Annotated in this window: 16 protein-coding genes; 13 read left to right on the top strand and 3 right to left on the bottom strand. The window is 72.8% G+C overall.

What is annotated here, in order from left to right; translation table 11 throughout:
- The first annotated feature begins 18 nt into the window (after window positions 1-18).
- Together sucC and sucD are read left to right on the top strand one after the other, a co-directional pair.
- Window positions 19-1,194, top strand: coding sequence for an ADP-forming succinate--CoA ligase subunit beta (gene sucC / locus ACFYYH_RS11820; protein WP_388549154.1), 1,176 nt, complete (start codon window positions 19-21; stop codon window positions 1,192-1,194).
- A 46-nt stretch (window positions 1,195-1,240) separates the two neighbouring features.
- Entirely contained in the window at window positions 1,241-2,125 is an 885-nt protein-coding gene (gene sucD, locus ACFYYH_RS11815) for a succinate--CoA ligase subunit alpha (protein WP_388549151.1), read from the top strand.
- 106 nt (window positions 2,126-2,231) lie between these two features.
- Here sucD and ACFYYH_RS11810 read toward each other — a convergent pair whose 3' ends face one another.
- Window positions 2,232-3,788, bottom strand: a complete 1,557-nt coding sequence (locus ACFYYH_RS11810) for a sigma factor-like helix-turn-helix DNA-binding protein (protein ID WP_388549149.1) — start codon at window positions 3,786-3,788, stop codon at window positions 2,232-2,234.
- A gap of 116 nt (window positions 3,789-3,904) precedes the next feature.
- Between ACFYYH_RS11810 and ACFYYH_RS11805 the strand changes: the two genes are divergently transcribed.
- The gene (locus ACFYYH_RS11805; protein WP_388549147.1) at window positions 3,905-5,932 is read left to right on the top strand and encodes a DUF6350 family protein; all 2,028 of its coding nucleotides are present in this window, start codon (window positions 3,905-3,907) and stop codon (window positions 5,930-5,932) included.
- A gap of 70 nt (window positions 5,933-6,002) precedes the next feature.
- On the opposite strand, the gene ACFYYH_RS11800 is transcribed toward ACFYYH_RS11805, so the two are convergent.
- Window positions 6,003-7,064, bottom strand: a complete 1,062-nt coding sequence (locus ACFYYH_RS11800; protein ID WP_388549144.1) for a hypothetical protein — start codon at window positions 7,062-7,064, stop codon at window positions 6,003-6,005.
- Window positions 7,065-7,370: 306 nt separating this feature from the next.
- Between ACFYYH_RS11800 and purN the strand changes: the two genes are divergently transcribed.
- Window positions 7,371-8,039 carry a phosphoribosylglycinamide formyltransferase gene (purN, locus tag ACFYYH_RS11795; RefSeq protein WP_388549141.1) on the top strand — a complete coding sequence of 223 codons (669 nt, stop codon included), beginning with the start codon at window positions 7,371-7,373 and terminating at the stop codon, window positions 8,037-8,039.
- On the top strand, window positions 8,036-9,631 hold the full coding sequence (gene purH / locus ACFYYH_RS11790) for a bifunctional phosphoribosylaminoimidazolecarboxamide formyltransferase/IMP cyclohydrolase (protein ID WP_388549139.1): 1,596 nt from the start codon (window positions 8,036-8,038) through the stop codon (window positions 9,629-9,631). The genes purN and purH overlap by 4 nt, the downstream gene beginning before the upstream one ends.
- A gap of 204 nt (window positions 9,632-9,835) precedes the next feature.
- Here purH and ACFYYH_RS11785 read toward each other — a convergent pair whose 3' ends face one another.
- On the bottom strand, window positions 9,836-10,471 hold the full coding sequence (locus ACFYYH_RS11785; RefSeq protein ID WP_388549138.1) for a hypothetical protein: 636 nt from the start codon (window positions 10,469-10,471) through the stop codon (window positions 9,836-9,838).
- A 270-nt stretch (window positions 10,472-10,741) separates the two neighbouring features.
- On the opposite strand from ACFYYH_RS11785, the gene ACFYYH_RS11780 reads away from it, so the two are divergent.
- The 8 genes from ACFYYH_RS11780 to ACFYYH_RS11745 all read left to right on the top strand — a co-directional run bounded on the left by ACFYYH_RS11780 (window position 10,742) and on the right by ACFYYH_RS11745 (window position 20,360).
- On the top strand, window positions 10,742-11,605 hold the full coding sequence (locus ACFYYH_RS11780) for a bifunctional methylenetetrahydrofolate dehydrogenase/methenyltetrahydrofolate cyclohydrolase (RefSeq protein WP_388549135.1): 864 nt from the start codon (window positions 10,742-10,744) through the stop codon (window positions 11,603-11,605).
- A 29-nt stretch (window positions 11,606-11,634) separates the two neighbouring features.
- Window positions 11,635-12,567, top strand: coding sequence for a DUF3017 domain-containing protein (locus ACFYYH_RS11775; RefSeq protein WP_388549132.1), 933 nt, complete (start codon window positions 11,635-11,637; stop codon window positions 12,565-12,567).
- 563 nt (window positions 12,568-13,130) lie between these two features.
- Complete coding sequence (locus ACFYYH_RS11770) at window positions 13,131-13,901, top strand: helix-turn-helix domain-containing protein (RefSeq protein WP_388549130.1); 771 nt, start codon at window positions 13,131-13,133, stop codon at window positions 13,899-13,901.
- Window positions 13,898-14,833: a helix-turn-helix domain-containing protein gene (locus tag ACFYYH_RS11765; protein ID WP_388549128.1), complete on the top strand. Its 936-nt coding sequence runs from the start codon at window positions 13,898-13,900 to the stop codon at window positions 14,831-14,833. Before ACFYYH_RS11770 ends, ACFYYH_RS11765 begins: the two co-directional genes overlap by 4 nt.
- A 423-nt stretch (window positions 14,834-15,256) precedes the next feature.
- On the top strand, window positions 15,257-16,477 hold the full coding sequence (locus tag ACFYYH_RS11760) for a helix-turn-helix domain-containing protein (protein WP_388549125.1): 1,221 nt from the start codon (window positions 15,257-15,259) through the stop codon (window positions 16,475-16,477).
- Window positions 16,478-16,847: 370 nt separating this feature from the next.
- Complete coding sequence (locus tag ACFYYH_RS11755) at window positions 16,848-17,837, top strand: malate dehydrogenase (RefSeq protein WP_388549122.1); 990 nt, start codon at window positions 16,848-16,850, stop codon at window positions 17,835-17,837.
- 194 nt (window positions 17,838-18,031) lie between these two features.
- Window positions 18,032-19,984 carry a hypothetical protein gene (locus ACFYYH_RS11750; RefSeq protein ID WP_388549120.1) on the top strand — a complete coding sequence of 651 codons (1,953 nt, stop codon included), beginning with the start codon at window positions 18,032-18,034 and terminating at the stop codon, window positions 19,982-19,984.
- Window positions 19,971-20,360, top strand: coding sequence for a hypothetical protein (locus ACFYYH_RS11745; protein WP_388549118.1), 390 nt, complete (start codon window positions 19,971-19,973; stop codon window positions 20,358-20,360). Before ACFYYH_RS11750 ends, ACFYYH_RS11745 begins: the two co-directional genes overlap by 14 nt.
- Window positions 20,361-20,435: the final 75 nt, after the last annotated feature.

Genomic DNA, 20,435 nt, shown 5'->3' with positions numbered 1-20,435 from the left:
AAAGGGACGGACACACGCGTGGACCTGTTCGAGTACCAGGCGAGGGACCTCTTCGCCAAGCACGGTGTACCGGTGCTGGCCGGTGAAGTCATCACGACGCCTGACGCGGCCCGCGAGGTGACCGAGCGTCTCGGCGGCAAGGCCGTTGTCAAGGCGCAGGTCAAGGTCGGCGGCCGGGGCAAGGCGGGCGGCGTGAAGCTGGCCTCCGACCCCGCGGACGCGGTCGAGAAGGCCGGTCAGATTCTGGGCATGGACATCAAGGGCCACACGGTCCACCAGGTGATGCTGGCCGAGACGGCCGACATCGCGGAGGAGTACTACGTCTCCTTCCTGCTGGACCGCACCAACCGCACCTTCCTCGCCATGGCCTCGGTCGAGGGCGGCGTGGAGATCGAGGTCGTCGCGGAGGAGAACCCCGACGCGCTCGCCAAGGTCCCGGTCGACGCCAACGAGGGCTGCACCCCCGAGAAGGCCGCCGAGATCGTCGCCGCCGCGAAGTTCCCCGCGGAGATCGCCGACCAGGTCGCCGACGTGCTCCAGAAGCTGTGGACCGTCTTCATCAAGGAGGACGCGCTCCTTGTCGAGGTCAACCCGCTGATCAAGTCCGGCGACAACAAGATCATCGCGCTGGACGGCAAGGTCTCGCTGGACGAGAACGCCGACTTCCGTCAGCCCGAGCACGAGGCGCTGGAGGACAAGGCCGCGGCCAACCCGCTGGAGGCCGCCGCCAAGGCCAAGAACCTCAACTACGTCAAGCTCGACGGCGAGGTCGGCATCATCGGCAACGGCGCGGGTCTGGTCATGTCGACCCTCGACGTCGTCGCGTACGCCGGTGAGGCGCACAACGGCGTGAAGCCCGCCAACTTCCTCGACATCGGCGGCGGCGCCTCCGCCGAGGTCATGGCGAACGGTCTGGAGATCATCCTCGGCGACCCGGACGTCAAGTCCGTGTTCGTCAATGTCTTCGGTGGCATCACCGCGTGCGACGAGGTCGCCAACGGCATCGTCCAGGCCCTGGAACTGCTCAAGTCCAAGGGCGAGGACGTCACGAAGCCGCTGGTCGTGCGTCTCGACGGCAACAACGCGGAGCTGGGTCGCAAGATCCTGTCCGACGCCAACCACCCCCTCGTGCAGCGCGTGGACACCATGGACGGCGCGGCGGACAAGGCCGCCGAGCTGGCCGCGGCCCGCTGACTCTCACGCGTCTCCGACACGACAAAGGACCAGGAACTCCAACACCATGGCTATCTTCCTCACCAAGGAAAGCAAGGTCATCGTCCAGGGGATGACCGGCGCCACCGGCATGAAGCACACCAAGCTCATGCTCGCCGACGGCACCAACATCGTCGGCGGTGTGAACCCGCGTAAGGCCGGTACGTCCGTCGACTTCGACGGCACCTCCGTACCCGTCTTCGGCTCCGTGGCCGAGGCGATCGAGAAGACCGGCGCCGACGTGTCCGTCGTCTTCGTGCCGCCGGCTTTCGCCAAGGCCGCCGTCGTCGAGGCGATCGACGCCGAGATCGGCCTCGCCGTCGTGATCACCGAGGGCATCGCGGTCCACGACTCCGCCGCCTTCTGGGCGTACGCGAGCAGCAAGGGCAACAAGACCCGCATCATCGGTCCGAACTGTCCCGGCCTGATCACCCCCGGCCAGTCCAACGCCGGCATCATCCCGGGCGACATCACCAAGCCCGGCCGTATCGGTCTTGTCTCCAAGTCCGGCACGCTGACCTACCAGATGATGTACGAGCTGCGTGACATCGGCTTCTCGTCGGCCGTCGGCATCGGTGGCGACCCGGTCATCGGCACGACGCACATCGACGCCCTCGCCGCGTTCGAGGCCGACCCCGACACCGACCTGATCGTGATGATCGGCGAGATCGGCGGCGACGCCGAGGAGCGTGCGGCCGACTTCATCGCCAAGAACGTCACCAAGCCGGTCGTCGGCTATGTCGCGGGCTTCACCGCGCCCGAGGGCAAGACCATGGGCCACGCCGGCGCCATCGTCTCCGGCTCCTCCGGCACGGCGCAGGCGAAGAAGGAGGCCCTGGAGGCCGCGGGCGTGAAGGTCGGCAAGACGCCGACCGAGACGGCCGGGCTGGCGCGCGCCCTTCTGGCCGGCTGACCCGTACGTACAGCACCACGCGCGTGGGCCCGCACCCCGGGACAGGGGTGCGGGCCCACGCGCGTGGTGCGTCGGGCGACGGCTCGGAACGGACCGCGGGACCCGCTCAGAACGGATCCGGTACGAGCCGGTGCGGCCCGTTCGTCAGCTCGTGGCGGAGCTTGTTCCGCAGCTTCTGGTCCTCCCTGCTCAGCTTCTGCGGCCCGCTGGGCACCGGCACGTCACCGATCTGCTCGCCCGGTGCCTGGGGCGCCTCGTACCGTGTCGGAGCGGTGGCCAGGGTGAAGCTCGTCGCACCCACGATCAGCGCCGTGAGCGCGATGGCGGCCCGGGTCCAGAGCTTGGACCGGCGCTCGCATCCGGTCCTGATCACGCGGGGCGCCGCGAGCGTCGGAAGCTGCACGGCCTCGGCGAGGACGCCCAGCCGCTCCTGGAGCAGCGCCGGGTCGGCCAGCTCGGGATCCTCCGCGGCGACCGCCTCACGGGCGTGCATCAGCCGCTTCGCGGCGGCCGGGGTGCTCGCCTCGGTCTCGGCCGCGGTCTCCGGCAGATCGAGCCCCAGCCCGTCGTACAGCAGCAGCGTGCGGCGGTACGACGGCGGGAGGGACAGCAGAGCCTCGCGGAGCAGCTTCCTGGCGGGCGAGTCCAGCTCGCCCGGCATGGGCTCGGGATGCTTGGGCGCACGGCGCAGCCGGTGCCAGGGCGACAGGGCGTACTCATGTGCGGCGGCCCGGACCCAGCCCGCCGGGTCCCGGTCGACGGCGACCTCGGGCCAGCTCTGCCAGGCGAGCCGGAAGGCGCGTTCGACGGACTCCTGGGAGAGGGAGCGCCGCCCCGTGAGCAGATAGGCCTGGCGTACGAGGGAGGGCGCGGCGCAGGTGTACAGGGCGTCGAAGGCCTGGTCGGGGGTGAGCGGTCGGCTCCCGATGCCGAAGCCGCTCCCGCTGCCGATGCCGAAGCCGCTCCCGGTGTCGGTCGCGGCCCCGATGCCGCTGTCGGTGCCGGCGCCGGTCCGGCTGCCGGTCTCATCGCTGGTGCCGCTGGTGCCGCTGGTGCCGTCGCCGTGACCGCCGTCCGTGCCTGTGCCGGTGCCTGTGCCTGTGCCGGTCCCGGCTCGGCTCCCGGGGGCGGGGGTCACGCTCCGGGGGCCGGTGCCCGCGCCCGCACGGGCCCTGAGTTCCGTTCCGGTGCCCGGCCGGGCCGTGCTCAGGGGGGCCCGGGGCGCCATGGGCATCTGCGATCCGGCGGACGGCCGGTGGGCCGCCGGATCGCGTGACGGCTGGACGCCGGGCCACGGCGACCTCGGGGGGGACGGCGGCTGCCCGGCCCTGCTGCGCCGCGGTGCGGATGTGCCCTGCTGCCGTGCGGCGGAACGTTCCATCGCCGCCCTGCGCGCCGCCTTCTCGGTCTGCGCGGCCTTCTCCCGCAGTTCGGCGTCGAGGGCGGCCAGCAGCTTGGCGTAAATCTCCGCCTTGCGCCCGCGCGGCGTCGTACGGCCGGCCTCCCAGGACCGGACCGTCGCCCGGGAGACCCCCACCGCCGTCGCTACCTGCTTCTCGGTCATCGACCTCGCCTCCCGCAGCCTGCGCCGCTCCTTCGGAGGCGGCAGCGGCGGGACGGCGGAGGAGCCGTCCGCGGTGCTCTGCGTGGTGTTCTGCGTCATGAGGGACTCCCCGCAGCACGATTCTGGCCAAAAAAGCACATAAACGTATATTGAGCGACACGGCGAACATTCGCCTGTTACGTGGATCAAGCGCGTGTCGTGGGCAGCATGATCGCGTGACCCAATTGACCGATCGCAGCGCGCCGTTGTCCTCGGCCTCCGCGGTGGAACGTGGCAGGGCGGCGGCCCTGACCGTCTCGTTCCTCCGCGGAGCCATCGCCGCCTGCCTCGGCCTCGGCGTGTTCGCCGTGCTGGTGCTGGCGATGTGGATCATTTCGCCGTACCCCGACAGCGGGGCCGGCGGAGCCCTGCGTGTGGCGGCCGCCCTGTGGCTGCTGGCCCACGGTGTCGAACTGGTGCGCGCCGACACCCTCTCGGGAAATCCCGCGCCGCTGGGGGTGATCCCGCTGCTCCTGATGGCCCTGCCGGTCTGGCTGGTCCACCGGACGGCCAGGGACGCCCTCGAACCGGACGACGGGCCGCCACGGCTCTCCGTGTCGGCCGTCGTGGCCACCCTGACCGGCGGCTATCTGCTGGTCGGCGCGGCCTCGGTGCTCTCCGTCATGGGCGCCCCGCTCGCGGTGCGTCCGGTGCGCGCCGCGCTCGCCCTGCCCGCCCTGGTGGTCCTGTCCGCGCTGGCCGGGGCATGGCGGGCGGGGGCGCGTCCGCGCGGCCCGCTGCCGTCCTGGCTGCCCGGCGCCCTGCGGAGCGGTCTCGTCCGTGCCCTCGGGGGGCCCGCCGCGCGGCGGGGGGCCGCCGTGGCGCTGCGGGCGGGCGCCGCGTCCGTTCTGCTGCTGCTGGGCGGGGGCGCGCTGCTGGTCGGGATCTCGCTGGCGTGGCACGGCGAAGCGACGCACACATCCTTTGCGGGGCTCGCCTCCGACTGGTCGGGACGGTTCGCCGTGCTGCTGCTGGGGACGGCCCTCGTGCCGAACGCGGCGGTGTGGGGCGCCGCGTACGGCCTGGGACCGGGTTTCGCGCTCGGCACGGCGGCGACGGCCACGCCGTTCGGGGTCACGGGTGACCGCGCGCTGCCGCCCTTTCCGCTGCTCGCGGCGGTTCCCGACGGGCCGGGGTCGGCGCTGACCTGCGGCGCGGTGGTGGTGCCTGTCCTCGCGGGAGGGGCGCTGACGTGGTTCACCGTACGGGTGGCCGCCCCGCCGCACGGAGAGAAGGAGGAGGCCTGGCGGCCGGGTGCCACCGCGCTGACGGCGGCGTTCGGGGCGGTGGTGTGCGCGGTGCTGACGTCGCTCCTGGCGGCGCTGTCCGGCGGGCCGATGGGCACCGGCAGACTGGCGGTCCTCGGCCCGGTGTGGTGGCTGACCGGCGGGGCGGCCCTGGTGTGGGCGCTGGGGCTCGGTGTACCGATGGCGCTGCTGCTGAGGGCCTGGCGGCTGCGGGAGCGGCCGTGCAGAACCGTACCTGCGCAGCAGTCCGAGCCGACGGTGGGGACAGGGGCGGGGCCATCGGATGGCGCCGGTACCGGTACCGGCGCCGGTGGTGCCGGTGGCAGTGCCGGGCCCGAGGAGCCCGACGGTCCGGCGGCGCCCTGGTGGCCCGCGCCCTGGCGGCGGCTGATGTGGCTGCTGAGCGGCAGAGCGGTGGCGGAGGGCAGTGCGCACATGCCGTCGTCGGAGGCGGCCGGCGGCCTGGGTGTCCTGGTCGCCGGGGGGAAGGCCGCCGAGGGGAAGGCCGCCGAGGGGAAGGCCGCCGGGGGGAAGGCCGCCGGGGGGAAGGCGGAGTCGCGCGGGGGCCGCCCGGTAGCGGGAAGGGCCGCGGCCGCGCGCGGGGTTCGGGTCGCGCGCGCGGCTGTGGAGGCACGCCGGGGCCGCGTCGGGCGCCGGGCCTCGGACGGGCGCGGGGTCCGGGTCGGGGCCGGGGGCAGGAGGGAGCCGAGAGGGCGGGGCTTCGAGGAGGAGCCGGGGTTCGAGCCGTACGACTTCCTGCTGGACGACACCTGGCACGACCGCGGTACGCGGCAGACACGGTGGGCCGCGATCAAGGCGGCCTCGGTCGCTCCGACGGCCGACCTCCGGGCCACCGGAACGGCGTCGGGGCCGCCCTCCGTCAGGAAGGGCGGCCCCAAGGGGTCCGTCCCGGATTCCGGCGCGGCGCCGGGTGCCGGGTCCGGCGCCGCGCGTTGACGTCCGGTGTCACCCCTGACATCACGCCTGACGTCCGGTGCCACCCGGACACCACGCCCGACGTCCGGTGTTACTCCTTGACGCCGAAGACCGGGACCAGCGAGGGCGGCAGCTCCTCGTTGCAGGAGAGCTGGCCGGTCTTGGTCAGGGAGTCGTTGAGGCAGGTGTAGTAGTCGCGGTAGACGATCTGCACGGTGAATGTCGCCGCCACGATCGCCAGCGCGATACCGGCCGTCACCAGACCGCTCACCGCGGCCGTCGTCTGCTGTCTGCTCGGCGGCCCCGTCGGACCGGCCGGCCCGACGGCGCCGCCGGGGCCTTGGGCCCGCCCCGGGGTGGCGGCCGGGGCGTTCTGCCCGGCGGCCGGTGCGGGCAGGGAGGAACCGTCCGTCGGCGATCCGCCGTCCGCCGCGGTGTCCCGGCCGGCGGACGATCCGGTCACGGGCTTGTTGCGCAGGGAGCTGATGCCCCAGTACAGCGCGAGCGCCCCGAGCAGCAGGGCGATCTCCGGGAAGTCGAAGAGCGCGAAGAAGAAGGCCCACATGCCGCCGAGCAGCGCGTAGCGGGCGCGCCGCTGGATCGGGTCCGTCGGATCCCAGCGCAGGCCCCCGCCGCGGCCTCCCTCGGGACCGTCCTGACCGCCGTCCCGGCCGTGCTGCCCGTTCTGGTTGCCGGGGCGGCTGCCGAAGCCGCCACTGGAACGGCCCGGCTGACGGCTGCTCCACTGGCTGCCCCAGCCACCGCGGTCGGAGCCGGAGCCCGAGCCGGAGCCGTCGCCGGCCGGTCCGGCGCCCTCGGGGTGCCGGGGGCGCCACGGCTGGTCGGGCGCGCCCTCGGGCGGCGGTGCGAAAGGATTGTCGTCGGCGGGCCCGGAGGAGCCACCGGATCCCGCCGGACCCGAGCCCGAGCCGGCGCCCGGACCCGAGCCGGCGCCCGAACCTGAGCCCGAGCCGAAGCCGGTGCCCGAGCCGGCATCCGCGCCGGAATCGGGGGTATCCGGGGTACCGGAGGACCCGGAGGATCCCTCCGTCCCCGACGGGCCCGTGGAAGAGGACTGGCGTTCCCGCGGCAGCAGCACCGGCCCAGCGGGCGGCGGGAGGTGGAGTGCCGTGCGGCGGCGTCGGTCCTGCATCTGGTGAACGTCTTCCCCTCAGACCCTGCGCGCGGGGGTCTTGTCTCGTATGGCCCGTCCCGGAGACGGAAACCCTGTCCCCAGACGCTACCTCTCGGCCACGCCCCCGTCCCGTGGGGGCCGTCCGGTGTGCCGGTATCGTTGCTGACGGTCGGCTCCTTCGTAGAGTTCCCCGTATGGGGGAATGTGATTCGTTCGTAGGACCACACAAAGCCCGCGAGCGCGTCGCCTCACCGACCCCACAGCCGACCACCTGACGCCGCACGACCCCGCGAGGCTGTGCTCGCTCCCAGAAAGGCGCCCGCCGTGGCCTCCCCGCCCCCCGCCTCCCCCCCGACCGCCGACTTCCCGCCCGCCACGGCCGGTCCGGCCCGTGTGGTGGTCCTGGTCTCCGGATCCGGCACCAATCTCCAGGCCCTGCTCGACGCCATCGGCGACGACCCGGCGGCCTTCGGCGCACGGATCGTCGCGGTCGGCGCGGACCGGGGCTCCATCGCGGGCCTGGAGCGCGCCGAGCGCGCCGGGCTGCCGACCTTCGTCCGCAGGGTCAAGGACTACGGCACACGCGACGAGTGGGACGCGGCGCTGACCGAGGCGACCGCGGCCTACACGCCGGATCTGGTGGTCTCGGCCGGCTTCATGAAGATCGTGGGGAAGGAGTTCCTCGCGCGCTTCGGCGGACGGTTCGTCAACACGCACCCCGCGCTGCTCCCCAGTTTTCCCGGTGCCCATGGCGTCCGTGACGCGCTCGCGTACGGCGCGAAGGTCACCGGCTGCACCGTCCACTTCGTCGACGACGGCGTCGACACCGGCCCGATCATCGCGCAGGGCGTGGTCGAGGTGCGGGACGAGGACGAGGAAGACGCTCTCCACGAGCGCATCAAGGAAGTCGAGCGACGCCTGCTCGTCGAGGTCGTGGGGCGTCTGGCCCGGCACGGCTACCGCATTGAGGGACGAAAGGTAACGATCCAGTGACCGCCGAAGGTACGACGAAGGCCTCGCAGACCCGCCCCATTCGCAGGGCACTGGTCAGCGTCTACGACAAGACGGGCCTGGAGGAGCTGGCCCGCGGGCTGCACGAGGCGGGCGTCACCCTGGTCTCGACCGGCTCCACCGCCTCGAAGATCGCCGCGGCCGGGGTACCGGTCACCAAGGTCGAGGAGCTGACCGGCTTCCCCGAGTGTCTGGACGGCCGCGTCAAGACGCTGCACCCGCGCGTCCACGCCGGGATCCTCGCCGACCTCCGGCTCGATTCGCACCGCGCGCAGCTCGCCGAGCTGGACATCGAGCCGTTCGACCTGGTCGTCGTGAACCTCTACCCGTTCCGGGAGACCGTCGCGTCCGGCGCGGACGCCGACGCGTGCGTCGAGCAGATCGACATCGGCGGACCCTCGATGGTCCGCGCTGCCGCCAAGAACCACCCCTCGGTCGCGGTCGTCACCAGCCCCGAGCGGTACCCGGACGTCCTCGGGGCCGTACGGAACGGCGGTTTCGACCTGACGACCCGCAAGCGGCTGGCCGCGGAGGCGTTCCAGCACACCGCCGCCTACGACGTGGCCGTGGCCTCCTGGTTCGCGGAGGAGTACGCCGCTGCCGACGACTCGGGCTTCCCGGACTTCCTCGGCGCCACGTACAGCCGTACGAACGTGCTCCGCTACGGCGAGAACCCGCACCAGCCCGCCGCGCTCTACACCAGCGGCGAGGGCGGTCTGGCCGAGGCCGAGCAGCTCCACGGCAAGGAGATGTCGTACAACAACTACACGGACACGGACGCCGCGCGCCGGGCCGCGTACGACCACGCCGAGCCCTGTGTCGCGATCATCAAGCACGCCAATCCGTGCGGGATCGCGATCGGTGCCGATGTGGCCGAGGCGCACCGCAAGGCGCACGACTGCGACCCGCTGTCCGCGTTCGGCGGGGTGATCGCGGTCAACCGTCCGGTCTCCGTCGCGATGGCCGAGCAGGTCGCCGAGATCTTCACGGAGGTGATCGTCGCGCCGGACTACGAGGACGGCGCGGTCGAGGTGCTCGCCCGGAAGAAGAACATCCGGGTGCTGCGCTGCCCCGACGCCCCGGCCGCGGGCGCGGGCCGTTCCGTCCAGGTGGAGCGCAAGCCGATCGACGGCGGCGCGCTGCTCCAGGTCACCGACCGGCTCCAGGCCGACGGCGACGACCCGGCGCACTGGACCCTCGCGACCGGAGAGCCGCTGTCCGGGACCGAACTCGCGGAGCTGGCCTTCGCCTGGCGCGCGTGCCGCGCCGTCAAGTCCAACGCGATCCTGCTCGCCAAGGGCGGTGCGTCGGTGGGCGTGGGCATGGGCCAGGTCAACCGCGTCGACTCCGCGAAGCTCGCGGTGGAGCGCGCGGGCGAGGAGCGGGCGCGGGGCGCGTACGCGGCCTCGGACGCGTTCTTCCCGTTCCCCGACGGGCTGGAGATCCTGCTGGCCGCGGGCGTCAAGGCGGTGGTCCAGCCGGGCGGGTCCGTCCGTGACGAGCAGGTGGTCGAGGCGGCGCGGAAGGCCGGCGCGACGATGTACTTCACCGGGACGCGGCACTTCTTCCACTGACCGCTCCACCGGCCGGCCGGCGCTGACCGCTCCACCGGCCGGTCCGGTTTTCCGGACGCTCCACGGGTCGGCCCACGGGCCGGCCCTGGGGCCGGCCGGTCCTGGGGCCGACAATGCCGGAAGGCCGTCATGCCCGCTCGACGAGGGGGCATGACGGCCTTCGGACCACGTGCGGTGCGCGTAGGGAGACACACCGGCGGGGAGTCAGTAGCGGGGGCGCTGGAACCAGGCCGCGCCGTCCGACTTCGCGACGAATACGATGATCAGGATGCCGAGCGCCATCGTGACGATGCCCAGCGGCAGCGAGATCACACCGCCCAGCGTGGCGAACGCGCCGTAGACGATCGCGCAGACACGGGTGGCGTTGCCGCCGGTCTTCATCTTCAGCGCCAGCACGATCGAGAGCGCGGCGAAGATCAGCGTCAGAACGGCCACGAACGCCACGATGCCCTTGCCGAAGTCGGCGAAGGCCTCGGTGTCCGCGGTACTGGCGCCGGAATCGCTGACCGCTTCGTCGATGGTGCCCATCGCGGCGAAGGCGAGGATGCCGGAGAGGATCTGGAAGCCGGAGATGACCCAGAGCATCACACGGACCGCCTTGACACCGCCCGGCATCTCCATCTGGCCGCCGGGGCCGCCCGGGTAGCCGCCGTACGGCTGCTGGACCGGAGGGGCCTGGGGATAGCCGTAACCGGGCTGCTGGCCCTGCGGGTACCCGTAGCCGGGCTGGCCCTGCGGCTGGCCGTAACCCGGCTGCTGGCCCTGCGGCTGGCCGTAACCCGGCTGCTGGCCCGGCTGGCCCTGCTGGCCGTACGGATTGTTGGGGTCGCCGAAGCTCATAGCGGGTTTCCTCCGTTGGTGAAGCTGGGGACGTCACGGCCCGCGCTGGAGGAACTTCTCAAGACTGAGCGGTCTGCCCCCCGACGCTGGCCGCGCACTGCGCGGTAATCGTGGTATCAACGTCTTATTTTGTCCAGGGGGATTGCGCGGGCGTTGTGCAAGTGCAACCTCCTGTCCGGCGGCCGGGTACGTGCACGGCACACGTGTGACGCGGACCACCGGCGGGCCGCGAATTGGAACCGGAGAGGGGTCATCCGCGAGGATGGGGGCATGACCGCCCAGATTCTCGACGGCAAGGCCACCGCAGCCGCGATCAAGTCCGACCTGACCGCCCGCGTGGCGGTCCTCAAGGCGCGGGGTGTCACGCCCGGCCTGGGGACCCTGCTGGTCGGGGACGACCCGGGCAGCCGCTGGTACGTGAACGGCAAGCACCGCGACTGCGCGCAGGTCGGGATCGCCTCGATCCAGCGCGAACTGCCCGACACGGCCTCCCAGGAGGAGATCGAGTCGGTCGTCGCGGAGCTGAATGCCAACCCCGAGTGCACGGGCTACATCGTGCAGCTCCCGCTGCCCAAGGGCATCGACACCAACCGGGTCCTGGAGCTGATGGACCCGGCCAAGGACGCGGACGGACTGCATCCGATGAGCCTGGGGCGGCTGGTGCTGAACGAGACGGGGCCGCTGCCGTGCACCCCGTACGGCATCATCCAGCTTCTGCGGCACCACGGCGTCGCGATCGCGGGCGCGCATGTGGTGATCGTGGGCCGCGGCATCACCGTCGGCCGGTCGATCCCGCTGCTGCTGACCCGTAAGTCCGAGAACGCGACCGTGACGCAGTGCCACACCGGCACCCGCGATCTGTCGGCGCAGCTCAGGCAGGCGGACATCATCGTGGCGGCGGCGGGTGTGCCGCACATCGTCAAGCCGGAGGACGTCAAGCCGGGCGCGGCGGTCCTGGACGTGGGCGTGAGCCGCGACGAGAACGGGAAGATCGTCGGAGATGTCCACCCCGGTGTCGCGGAGGTGGCGGGCTGGATCTCGCCCAACCCGGGGGGTGTCGGCCCGATGACCCGGGCGCAGCTCCTGGTCAACGTGGTCGAGGCGGCCGAACGCGCCGCCGACGACGCGGGCTGAACCGAACGGTGACGCGGAAAGGGGCATCCATGGGTGCTGGTACGAGCACGGGCGACGCGGCCCTGCCGGGGCGTGACGCACGCGAGGCGCCGGAGCGCGCGGCGGCCGCTGCCGTGCCGGTTCCGGAGGTGTCCGAACCGGCGGCTCCGGTGCGGGCCGCCGCAGGGTCGGCGGAGGCGAAGCGCCCGTCCACCGCGACGCGTACGGCCGCCGGCGAACATACGGCTGCCGGGAAGGGTGCGTCCGGTGTGCAGCGCGCGTCCGGAGTGCAGCGCGCGTCCGGTGTGCGGCGCGGAGCCGCCGAGCCGGCCGCGCCGGCCGTACCGGAGGCGGACGGCGGGGAGACGGCGCCGGCCGCCGTACTGGACGTGCCGGACACGAAGGACGTGCCGGATGTGCGGGACGCGCCGGAGGTGTTGGACGTGCCGGATGTGCTGGACGCGCCGGAGGTCTCGGCTCCGGCGGAAGTGGCGGAAGTGGTGGACTCCGATTCGGCCCCTGTCACCGCCGAGGCGCCGGCCACGGCGGACGGCGACGAGGGGACCGACGCGGGCGCGCCCGAGGAGACGAGCCAGCGGTTCTCGGCGGTCACCCGGGACACCGCGCGGCCCGAGGGCGGTGGACGCGCCGCCTCGAGTGACGCGCCCGCCCCGGCCCGGCAGTGGCCCCTGCTCTCCGTACTCGGTACGACCGGTCTCGGGCTGCTGATCGTCGGCCTGCACCCGTTCGCCGAGGCGTTCCGTATCGGCACGATCCTGATCGGTCTGGCGCTCATCGGCGGTGCCGTGCTGCGCCGGGTGATGCCGTCCGTCGGCATGCTCGCCGTGCGCTCGCGCTTCACCGACATGGTCACGTACGGCCTGCTGGGCGTCGTGATCGTGATGCTTTCCCTGATGACGCAGCCCAAGCCATGGCTGGAGATCCCGTTCCTGGAGGACATCGTCCACTCGACCGTCCCCTAGGCCCTCTCCGGTCGTCCCCCTGGGCGACCGTTCCCCTGGGCGACCCTCGCCTGGATGACTGTTCCTGGACGACCGACCGATACGTAACGGTGGCCCGTACTCTCCCCCGAGGAGTACGGGCCACCGTCGTATCAGGGGCGGCCTCGGCTCCAGCCGCGCTGTGTTGTGAGACGTCAGGCCTCAGGCGTCAAGCCTCAGGCGTGAGACTGGGGCGTGAGCCATGGGGCGTGAAGGGCGGCGCGGGGTGGACCGCGCCGCCCGGTGTGCACCACAGACTGTTCCGCGTCATATCGGCCCGCCGCCAGACGGGCCCGCGGATCCGGGCGGTTGTGGGACGCGTACGGCGTCGACCTGCGGGGACGGTGGTTCCCGTGGGACGGCATGGGACGGGGCGGGGACGGCCGCCGCGGCGGGTGGCCTGTCCTGAAGCTGGTGGACGCCCGTCGCGCCTCGGAACCCTGTGTTCAGAGGTCGCCGTCCCGGGGAGAAACGGGCTGGAGTGTCGAAGCGACCCGATAGCGCATGAGGTGGACATGCCGCGTTGGAAAGAGCTTCCGTCGGAATTGCCCGAAAGGGAACAGCGACTGCTCGTTCAGCTACGGCGGTTGAAGGACCGCTCCGGCCTCGGGCTCGCCGCACTGGCGGCGAAGACCGGTTACAGCCGTTCCTCCTGGGAGCGGTATCTCAACGGCAAACAGCCGGTGCCGCGCGGGGCGGTGGAGGAACTGGCGCGGGTGTGCGGCGCGGACCCGACGCGGCTGCTCGTGCTGTACGAAGTGGCCATGGAACAGCCGGCCCGGGAAGCCGAGCGGGGCGAGCGGGCGGGGCGGACCTCGGGGCGGACGGCTCTGTCACCTTCGTCACTTCCGTCACTTCCGTCACCTCCGCCACCTGGCCCCGTCGATCCGCCCGATGACCGTCCCACGCCCGCCCGACGGCTCGTACCGCTGCGGTACGCGCTCGCCGCGGGGGCCGTCTCGGCGGTCGCCGCCTTCTGCGGGGGGCTGCTGGTGGCCCCGGCGGAGGAGCCGGAGGCCACGCCCGTACAGACCTATGGCCCCGGCCGTACGTACGACTGCGCCACGGGCCGTAAGGACGGCCTGGCCTACGCCGGGCACAGCCTCACCACCGACGCGCTGATCGACATCAACGGCAATGGGCGCGATGTCGTCGAGGCACAGTGCCTGCTGCGCCGCCACGGCTTCGACCCGGGGGAGATCGACGGGCTGTACGGGCCGGGCACCAAGGCGACCGTACGGACGTTCCAGGCCTCCCGGAAACTGGTCGACGACGGCATCGTCGGGCCCGACACCTGGGGAGAGTTACGGCGATGAGCGGGGCCGACGCGATGTCCGGGGCCATGGAGGGTGAGCGGCTGGCGGCCGAACTGAGCGCGCTGCGGGAGCGTACGGGGCTGAGTCTGGTGGGGCTCGCCGAACGCACGCCGTACAGCAAGTCGTCCTGGCAGCGGTATCTCAACGGAACGCAGCCCCTCCCGAGGCATGCGGTGGAGGCACTCTGCGCGCTGGCGGGCGAGCCCCCGGGGCGGCTGCTGGTGCTCTGGGAACTGGCGGACGCGGCATGGAGCGGCAGGGCGGGGACGAGAGGCACCACGGATGCGACAGACGCGACAGACACAACTGGTGTGACGGGCGCGGCTGGTGCCACTGGTACCACTGGCGCGACTGGTGCGGCGGCCTCGTCGGGCTCAACGGCGGTGCGTCCCCCGGACGGACCGTCCGGTGGACGCCGCCGCCGGGTTCTGGCGCTCGCCCTTGTCGCGGTGGTGACGGTCGCCGTCACGGCGGTGCTCCTCGGCGCCGGACTGTTGCGGGGCGGCGACGACGGGCGGCGGCAGAACGCCGCCGACGCGACCTGGATCCAGGTCTCGCCCCTTGTGCCCGGCTGTACGGGGTCGGCCTGCGACGGCAAGAACCCCGCGGCCCTGCACTGCGGCGGCCAGGGGATGGTCGCGACCGTCCACGCGTTCACGGCCAGGGGCGGCCAGCGGCTGGAGCTGCGGTACGGGGAGCACTGCCGTGCCGTCTGGGTGCGGGCGAGCCGGCTGCTCCTCGGGGACCGCGTCGTGCTGACCGTACCCGGCGCGGAGGCGGCCGAGTTGGTGGCGATCCAGCGCGATGTCGGCCGTTATGTCTCCACTCCGATGGCCGGGGCGGGCGATCCGGCCGACGCGCGGATCTGTCTGCGGCCCGGCGCGGGACGGAGCGGGAGCGAGGAGTGCTTCGGCGACCCGGAACAGCGCTGAGAGAGGCCGAGAGAGGCCGAGAGAGGCCAGGACAAGTGGACGGCGCCCGTCCCCTCCCCCGAGGCAGGACGGGCGCCGTCCGTCCGCGGTGCGTGCGCGCCGCGGTGTTCTTCGGTACGGATACCAGCGTCATGGACGCGCCAAAGGGGATCAAGGGTTGCCTGTCGCCTGATGCAAGGAGGTGACCATTCCGCCATGGTGTGATCAATCGGCAACGGATGCGAGACTTGAAGCGGGGTTCGGCACAGGGGGCGCGCAAGGGAGCGCGATACTTGCCCCCACTGCCTCCGTGCGCTGCCGACTCAGGAACTGCCATCCTGGCGCCACGCATCCCTGTGGGTGGTACGCGGCGAGGGGGGCCGGCGGCCGGGGGCGTCAGCGCGAGCACATTGGGCACGTCGCGGGGGGACAAGGGGAAGGCACATGCCTCGTTGGAAGGCGCTACCGGAGGAACTCGATCCGGAGGTCAAGGAGTTCGCCAGCCAGCTCCGCAGGCTGGTGGACCGCAGCGGTCTCAGCATCGCGGCGGTGGCTGACAGGACGGGCTACAGCAAGACGTCCTGGGAGCGCTATCTCAACGGGCGGCTGCTGGCGCCCAAGGGCGCGATCGTCGCGCTGGCCGATGTCACCGGCACGAATCCGATGCATCTCACCACGATGTGGGAGCTGGCGGAGCGTGCCTGGAGCCGCGCCGAGATGCGCCACGACATGACCATGGAAGCGATACGGATCTCGCAGGCGCGGGCGGCGTTGGCCGAGACCGGACAGAATCCGGTCGTCGGAGGACCCGGTACCCCGGGCGGGCCCGGAGGCCGGGGGAGTTCCGGCGGCCCCGGCCGTTCCGGACGGTCCGCCGGAACCGGGCGATCCGCCGGGGCCGGGCGATCCGCGGGATCCGATCCGTTCGACGGGTCCGGACGACCCGCTGGAGCGGGACAGTTCGCCGGAGGCGGGCGGTCCGGTGGGCCTGTCGGCTCCGGGGGGTACGACGGGCCCGGCGGCCGTGCCGGCGGAGCCACTCTCGACTTCGGCCGGGGCCGGGACGCCGACGCGGCCGGGCCCGGGGGACGTGCCGTACCGCCGCCGGGCGGCCCCGCCGCGCCGCCCCGGCAGCCGGGGCCGGGCTCCGGCCGGGGCGGGGGACGCGGACGGCGCAAGGCGACGATCCTCGTGGCCGGTCTCGTCGGCGCGCTGGTGGTGGTGGCCGCCGCGGTGCTGCTCACCGGCATCGGCGGTGACGACGGCGCCGGTGAGACCGTCGCGGCGTCCCCGTCGCCCTCGCCGTCCACCAGCAGGCCCGTCCTGCCGGCCGGTGTGAAGTGCGGTGGTGACGACTGCTCAGGGCAGGACCCGGAGACGATGGGCTGCGGCGGCGAGTTCGCCAAGACCGTGTCCAGCGCCACGGTGGGCACGGCCCTGATCGAGGTGCGCCACAGCCTGACGTGCGGGGCCGCCTGGGCCCGTATCACCCAGGCCGCCGCGGGTGACGAGGTACGGATCACCGCGGGCGGGAAGGACCAGAGCGGTGTGGTGGAGGCGACGGCCGACGCGTACACCCCGATGGTGGCCGTCCCGGACGGCGGGAGCGCGAAGGCGTGCGCGACCCTCGCGACGGGCGAGACGGGCTGCACCACGCCGCAGTGAGACCCCCGGGGAATGCCGTCCCGCGCCGCACGGGTGAACCCCGCCCCGCTGCCGCGCGTCGCTGAACCCCGCCCCGCTGCCGCGTCGGTGAAGCCCGCCCCGTGCCGCGTCGGTGAACGCGGCGCGCGCAGGCGCGTCACGGCCCGGCGTGGGCGCACGTTCCCGGCCGGCGCCGTGATGTCACCCGTACCGCACGCCGTACCGGTGGACTCGCGGCGCCGTGAGCCGTGCCACAAGGGGGCGGCGGCCCGGGGACGCGCGGGTCGGATAGCCTGATCGCCGGATATCTCTTCACGTCAAGATTCGCGCTGCGGAGATGTCCCGCACCAGGGGCAGGGACCCCCACCGCCAGCGTCTTACGGAGACCGCCATGACCCGCACTCCCGTGAATGTCACCGTCACCGGCGCGGCCGGCCAGATCGGCTACGCGCTGCTCTTCCGCATCGCCTCCGGCCATCTGCTCGGCGCGGATGTGCCGGTCAAGCTGCGTCTCCTCGAAATCCCCCAGGGGCTCAAGGCCGCCGAGGGCACCGCGATGGAGCTGGACGACTGCGCCTTCCCGCTGCTCGGCGGCATCGAGATCACGGACGACCCGAACGTCGCCTTCGACGGAGCGAACATCGCGCTGCTGGTCGGCGCCCGTCCCCGGACGAAGGGCATGGAGCGCGGCGACCTGCTCTCCGCCAACGGCGGCATCTTCAAGCCGCAGGGCAAGGCCATCAACGACCACGCCGCGGACGACATCAAGGTCCTTGTCGTCGGCAACCCGGCGAACACCAACGCGCTGATCGCGCAGGCCGCCGCCCCCGACGTACCGGCCGAGCGCTTCACCGCGATGACCCGCCTCGACCACAACCGCGCCATCTCGCAGCTCGCCGCGAAGACCGGCGCCGCCGTCTCCGACATCAAGCGTCTGACGATCTGGGGCAACCACTCCGCCACCCAGTACCCGGACATCTTCCACGCGGAGATCGCCGGCAAGAACGCCGCCGAGACCGTCAACGACGAGACGTGGCTGGCCGACACCTTCATCCCGACCGTCGCCAAGCGCGGCGCGGCCATCATCGAGGCCCGTGGCGCCTCCTCGGCCGCCTCCGCCGCCAACGCCGCCATCGACCACGTGCACACCTGGGTCAACGGCACCGCCGAGGGCGACTGGACCTCCATGGGCATCCCGTCGGACGGTTCCTACGGTGTGCCGGAGGGCCTGATCTCCTCCTTCCCGGTCACCGCCAAGGACGGCGCGTACGAGATCGTCCAGGGTCTGGACATCAACGCGTTCTCGCGCGCCCGGATCGACGCCTCGGTGCGCGAGCTCCAGGAGGAGCGCGACGCCGTGCGGGAGCTGGGCCTCATCTGACCGACGGGTCATCCGCCTCGGTACGTCGTGCACACCGGAACGCCCCCGACACCCGTCGGGGGCGTTCCGGTGTACAGAGGGTGAAAAGACATGTGCGCGGTGCCGCCCGGTTGCCCTACGATGCCCCTTCCACAGCCGCCAACTCGCCCTTCGTACAGGGGGAGTTGACCCGCACGGCATACGGGGGACCTTCGTTGACCGAGATCGCGATGCCCCGGTGGCCGGGCAGCACGGACGCCGAGACGCACGGCAGGCCCCCGGTGGAGCCCGCCGCGAGCGAGGCGTGCCGGCTGCTCTGCGCCGGGGTTCATCTGGACGGTGACTTCCGGGACGCGGTCCTCGATGAGCTGTACACCCACGAGGAGCGTTTCACCGCCCCCTCGACCGGCTTCGACGCGGCCCGGGTGCTCGCGCACGCCCTGCGCGCCCGCCGTATCGAACTGGCCTGGGGCGTGGGCATGCTGGTGCTCTGGACCGTGGCCGTTCCGCTCACCGGCGGACTTCTGCTGCTGCTCGTCCTTCCGTCCCTGCTGCTCGCGGTCGCCCCGTGGATCAGGGGGCGCGGGGCCGGCACCCCGTGGTACCGCAAGGCGGCGGCGCTCGTGGTGCGCTGGTACGGACGGCTCTCGCTGACCATGATCGTCGTGGGCCTGGTGGGCCTGGCGGCGGAGGGCCTCTCCGACGGGGACACACCGAGCGGGGTGGAGACGGTGCGCGACACCGGCGCCCTGGTCCCGGGAATCTCGGGCGTCTCGGGCGGCATCGGCACCTTCGCGGAGCCGGGCCGGGCCTGGGCGACCCTGATCCTGTTCGCGCTGCTCGCCGCCGGAGTGGGGCTGCGGCGGGCCCAGTTCGCCCGGGTGATGACGAACGAACTCTCCGAGCGCCGCTTTCCCGCGGTCTCCTCGGACCCGGCGGAACTGGCCACCGGCGGACGTCTCCAGCGGCTGAGCGCCCGTATCCGCGCCGAGCAGCACGCACCGCTGGTGATGTACCACTCGGCGAACCCCTTCCGGGGCGTCGGAGAGCCGTTCCGCCCCTGGACGCTCGCCGTCGAACTGCGCCCCCGCAAGGACCGGTCGGACGGTAACGACCGGCCGGACCGCGAGAACCCGCTCGGCGGCGAGAGTCCGCTCGACGGTGAGAGCCCGCGCGACGGCGAGAAGCGGCTCGGCGGTGAGAACCCGCTCGACGGGGACAAGCGGCTCGGCGGTGAGAACCGGAGCGACGGCGCCGACCACGGCGGGCACGACACCCGGGGCGGCGCCGGCGCCGCGTACGGCACGGGCGGCGGGCCGGTACCGATCGACAACGGCGAGGTCCTGCGCCGGATCGTGCCGCTGCTGGAGGCCCTGCGGGTGCCCTCCCCGCACGGATCCCCGGAGGCCGCGGCGGCCGTGCGCGACCGGCTGCGTGAACTGCGCGTCGACGAGTGCGTCTTCCTCCCGGTCGACGGCCTCACGCGGCGGGACGGGGCCCCGTACGACGCCGAGGGCTTCGCCCGGCACCGCGCCGACTCCCGTGAGGAGGGTGGCGAGGCCCGGCGCCACTTCCTCCGTATCAGGGTGGGTGGCTGGCACGAGGAACTGGTCGTCACCGTCTTCGTACGGGTGCACACCCAGGGCGGCATGCTGATGCTGGAGGTCGCGCCCCATGTGCTGCTGCCCGTACGCCGTCAGTTCCGTGAGGCGGACCGGCTGGCGCACCAGTATCTGAACAACTCCTGGCCCGGCAAGGCCGTCTGGGCCCTGGTGCACACCCCCGGCTCGATCGGGCAGACCCTGCTCACGCTGGGGCGGTACGCGGCCGTCGAGTGGCGGCGGCTGACCGGCGGATACGGCGGCGCGCTGCCCGCCGGACCCGCGGTCTCCATCCGTGAACTCGGCTCCGACAACGAGGTGTCGCTCTTCCAGGAGATGGATGTGAGCCGGTATCTCAAGAGCGTCGAGGACCGGGTGGCGGGCGGAGTGCGGCAGGCGCTGTACGAAGCGGGCTGGCAGACGGCCGAGTTCGAGCAGAAGATCGTCAACGTCGCCAGTGGCGGAGTCTTCATCGAGTCCGCGCAGGACAGCGCGATCGGCATCGGGGACCACAACACGATCGGCAACCGCAACGAGGCAGCGGGAGGCAGCAATGGCAGGAAGTGACGGGAGCCGTCAGGAGCGCCCGGCGGTCCACATCGGCTCGGTGAGCGGAAGCGCGATCGGCATCGGGGACCACAACACCATCACCCACCACGACACCGGCGGGGCGGGGCGGCCGGGCGACCCCGCCCAGGCGGAGCTGCTGGCGGCGGTGCGGGCGCTCCGCGCGGATCTGGCACGCTTCGTCGCCTCGGACAGCACCGTGGTGCTCGACGCCGAACTCGTCGCCGCCGAGGAGGAGATCACCACGGCCGGCGCGGCGGGTCCCGGCAGGCTGGCCGGACTCCGTGACGCGTTGGCGCTGGCCGGCGGTATCACCGGGACGCTCGCGTCCGGGGTCGCCGTCGGCGAGGCCGTCGCCGCGCTGCTGGGCGGCTGACGGATGGCAGGGGGAGCGGGGCAGGGGCAGGGGCAGCAGGCGCAGGGGCGGCGGCAGAGGCAGTGGCAGGAGCGG

The sequence above is a fragment of the Streptomyces sp. NPDC002018 genome (assembly GCF_042890865.1).
In the GTDB taxonomy this organism is placed as follows: Bacteria; Actinomycetota; Actinomycetes; order Streptomycetales; family Streptomycetaceae; genus Streptomyces.
Note: the sequence above shows the minus strand (reverse complement) of the source record. Positions and strands in the feature narration are given on the sequence as shown.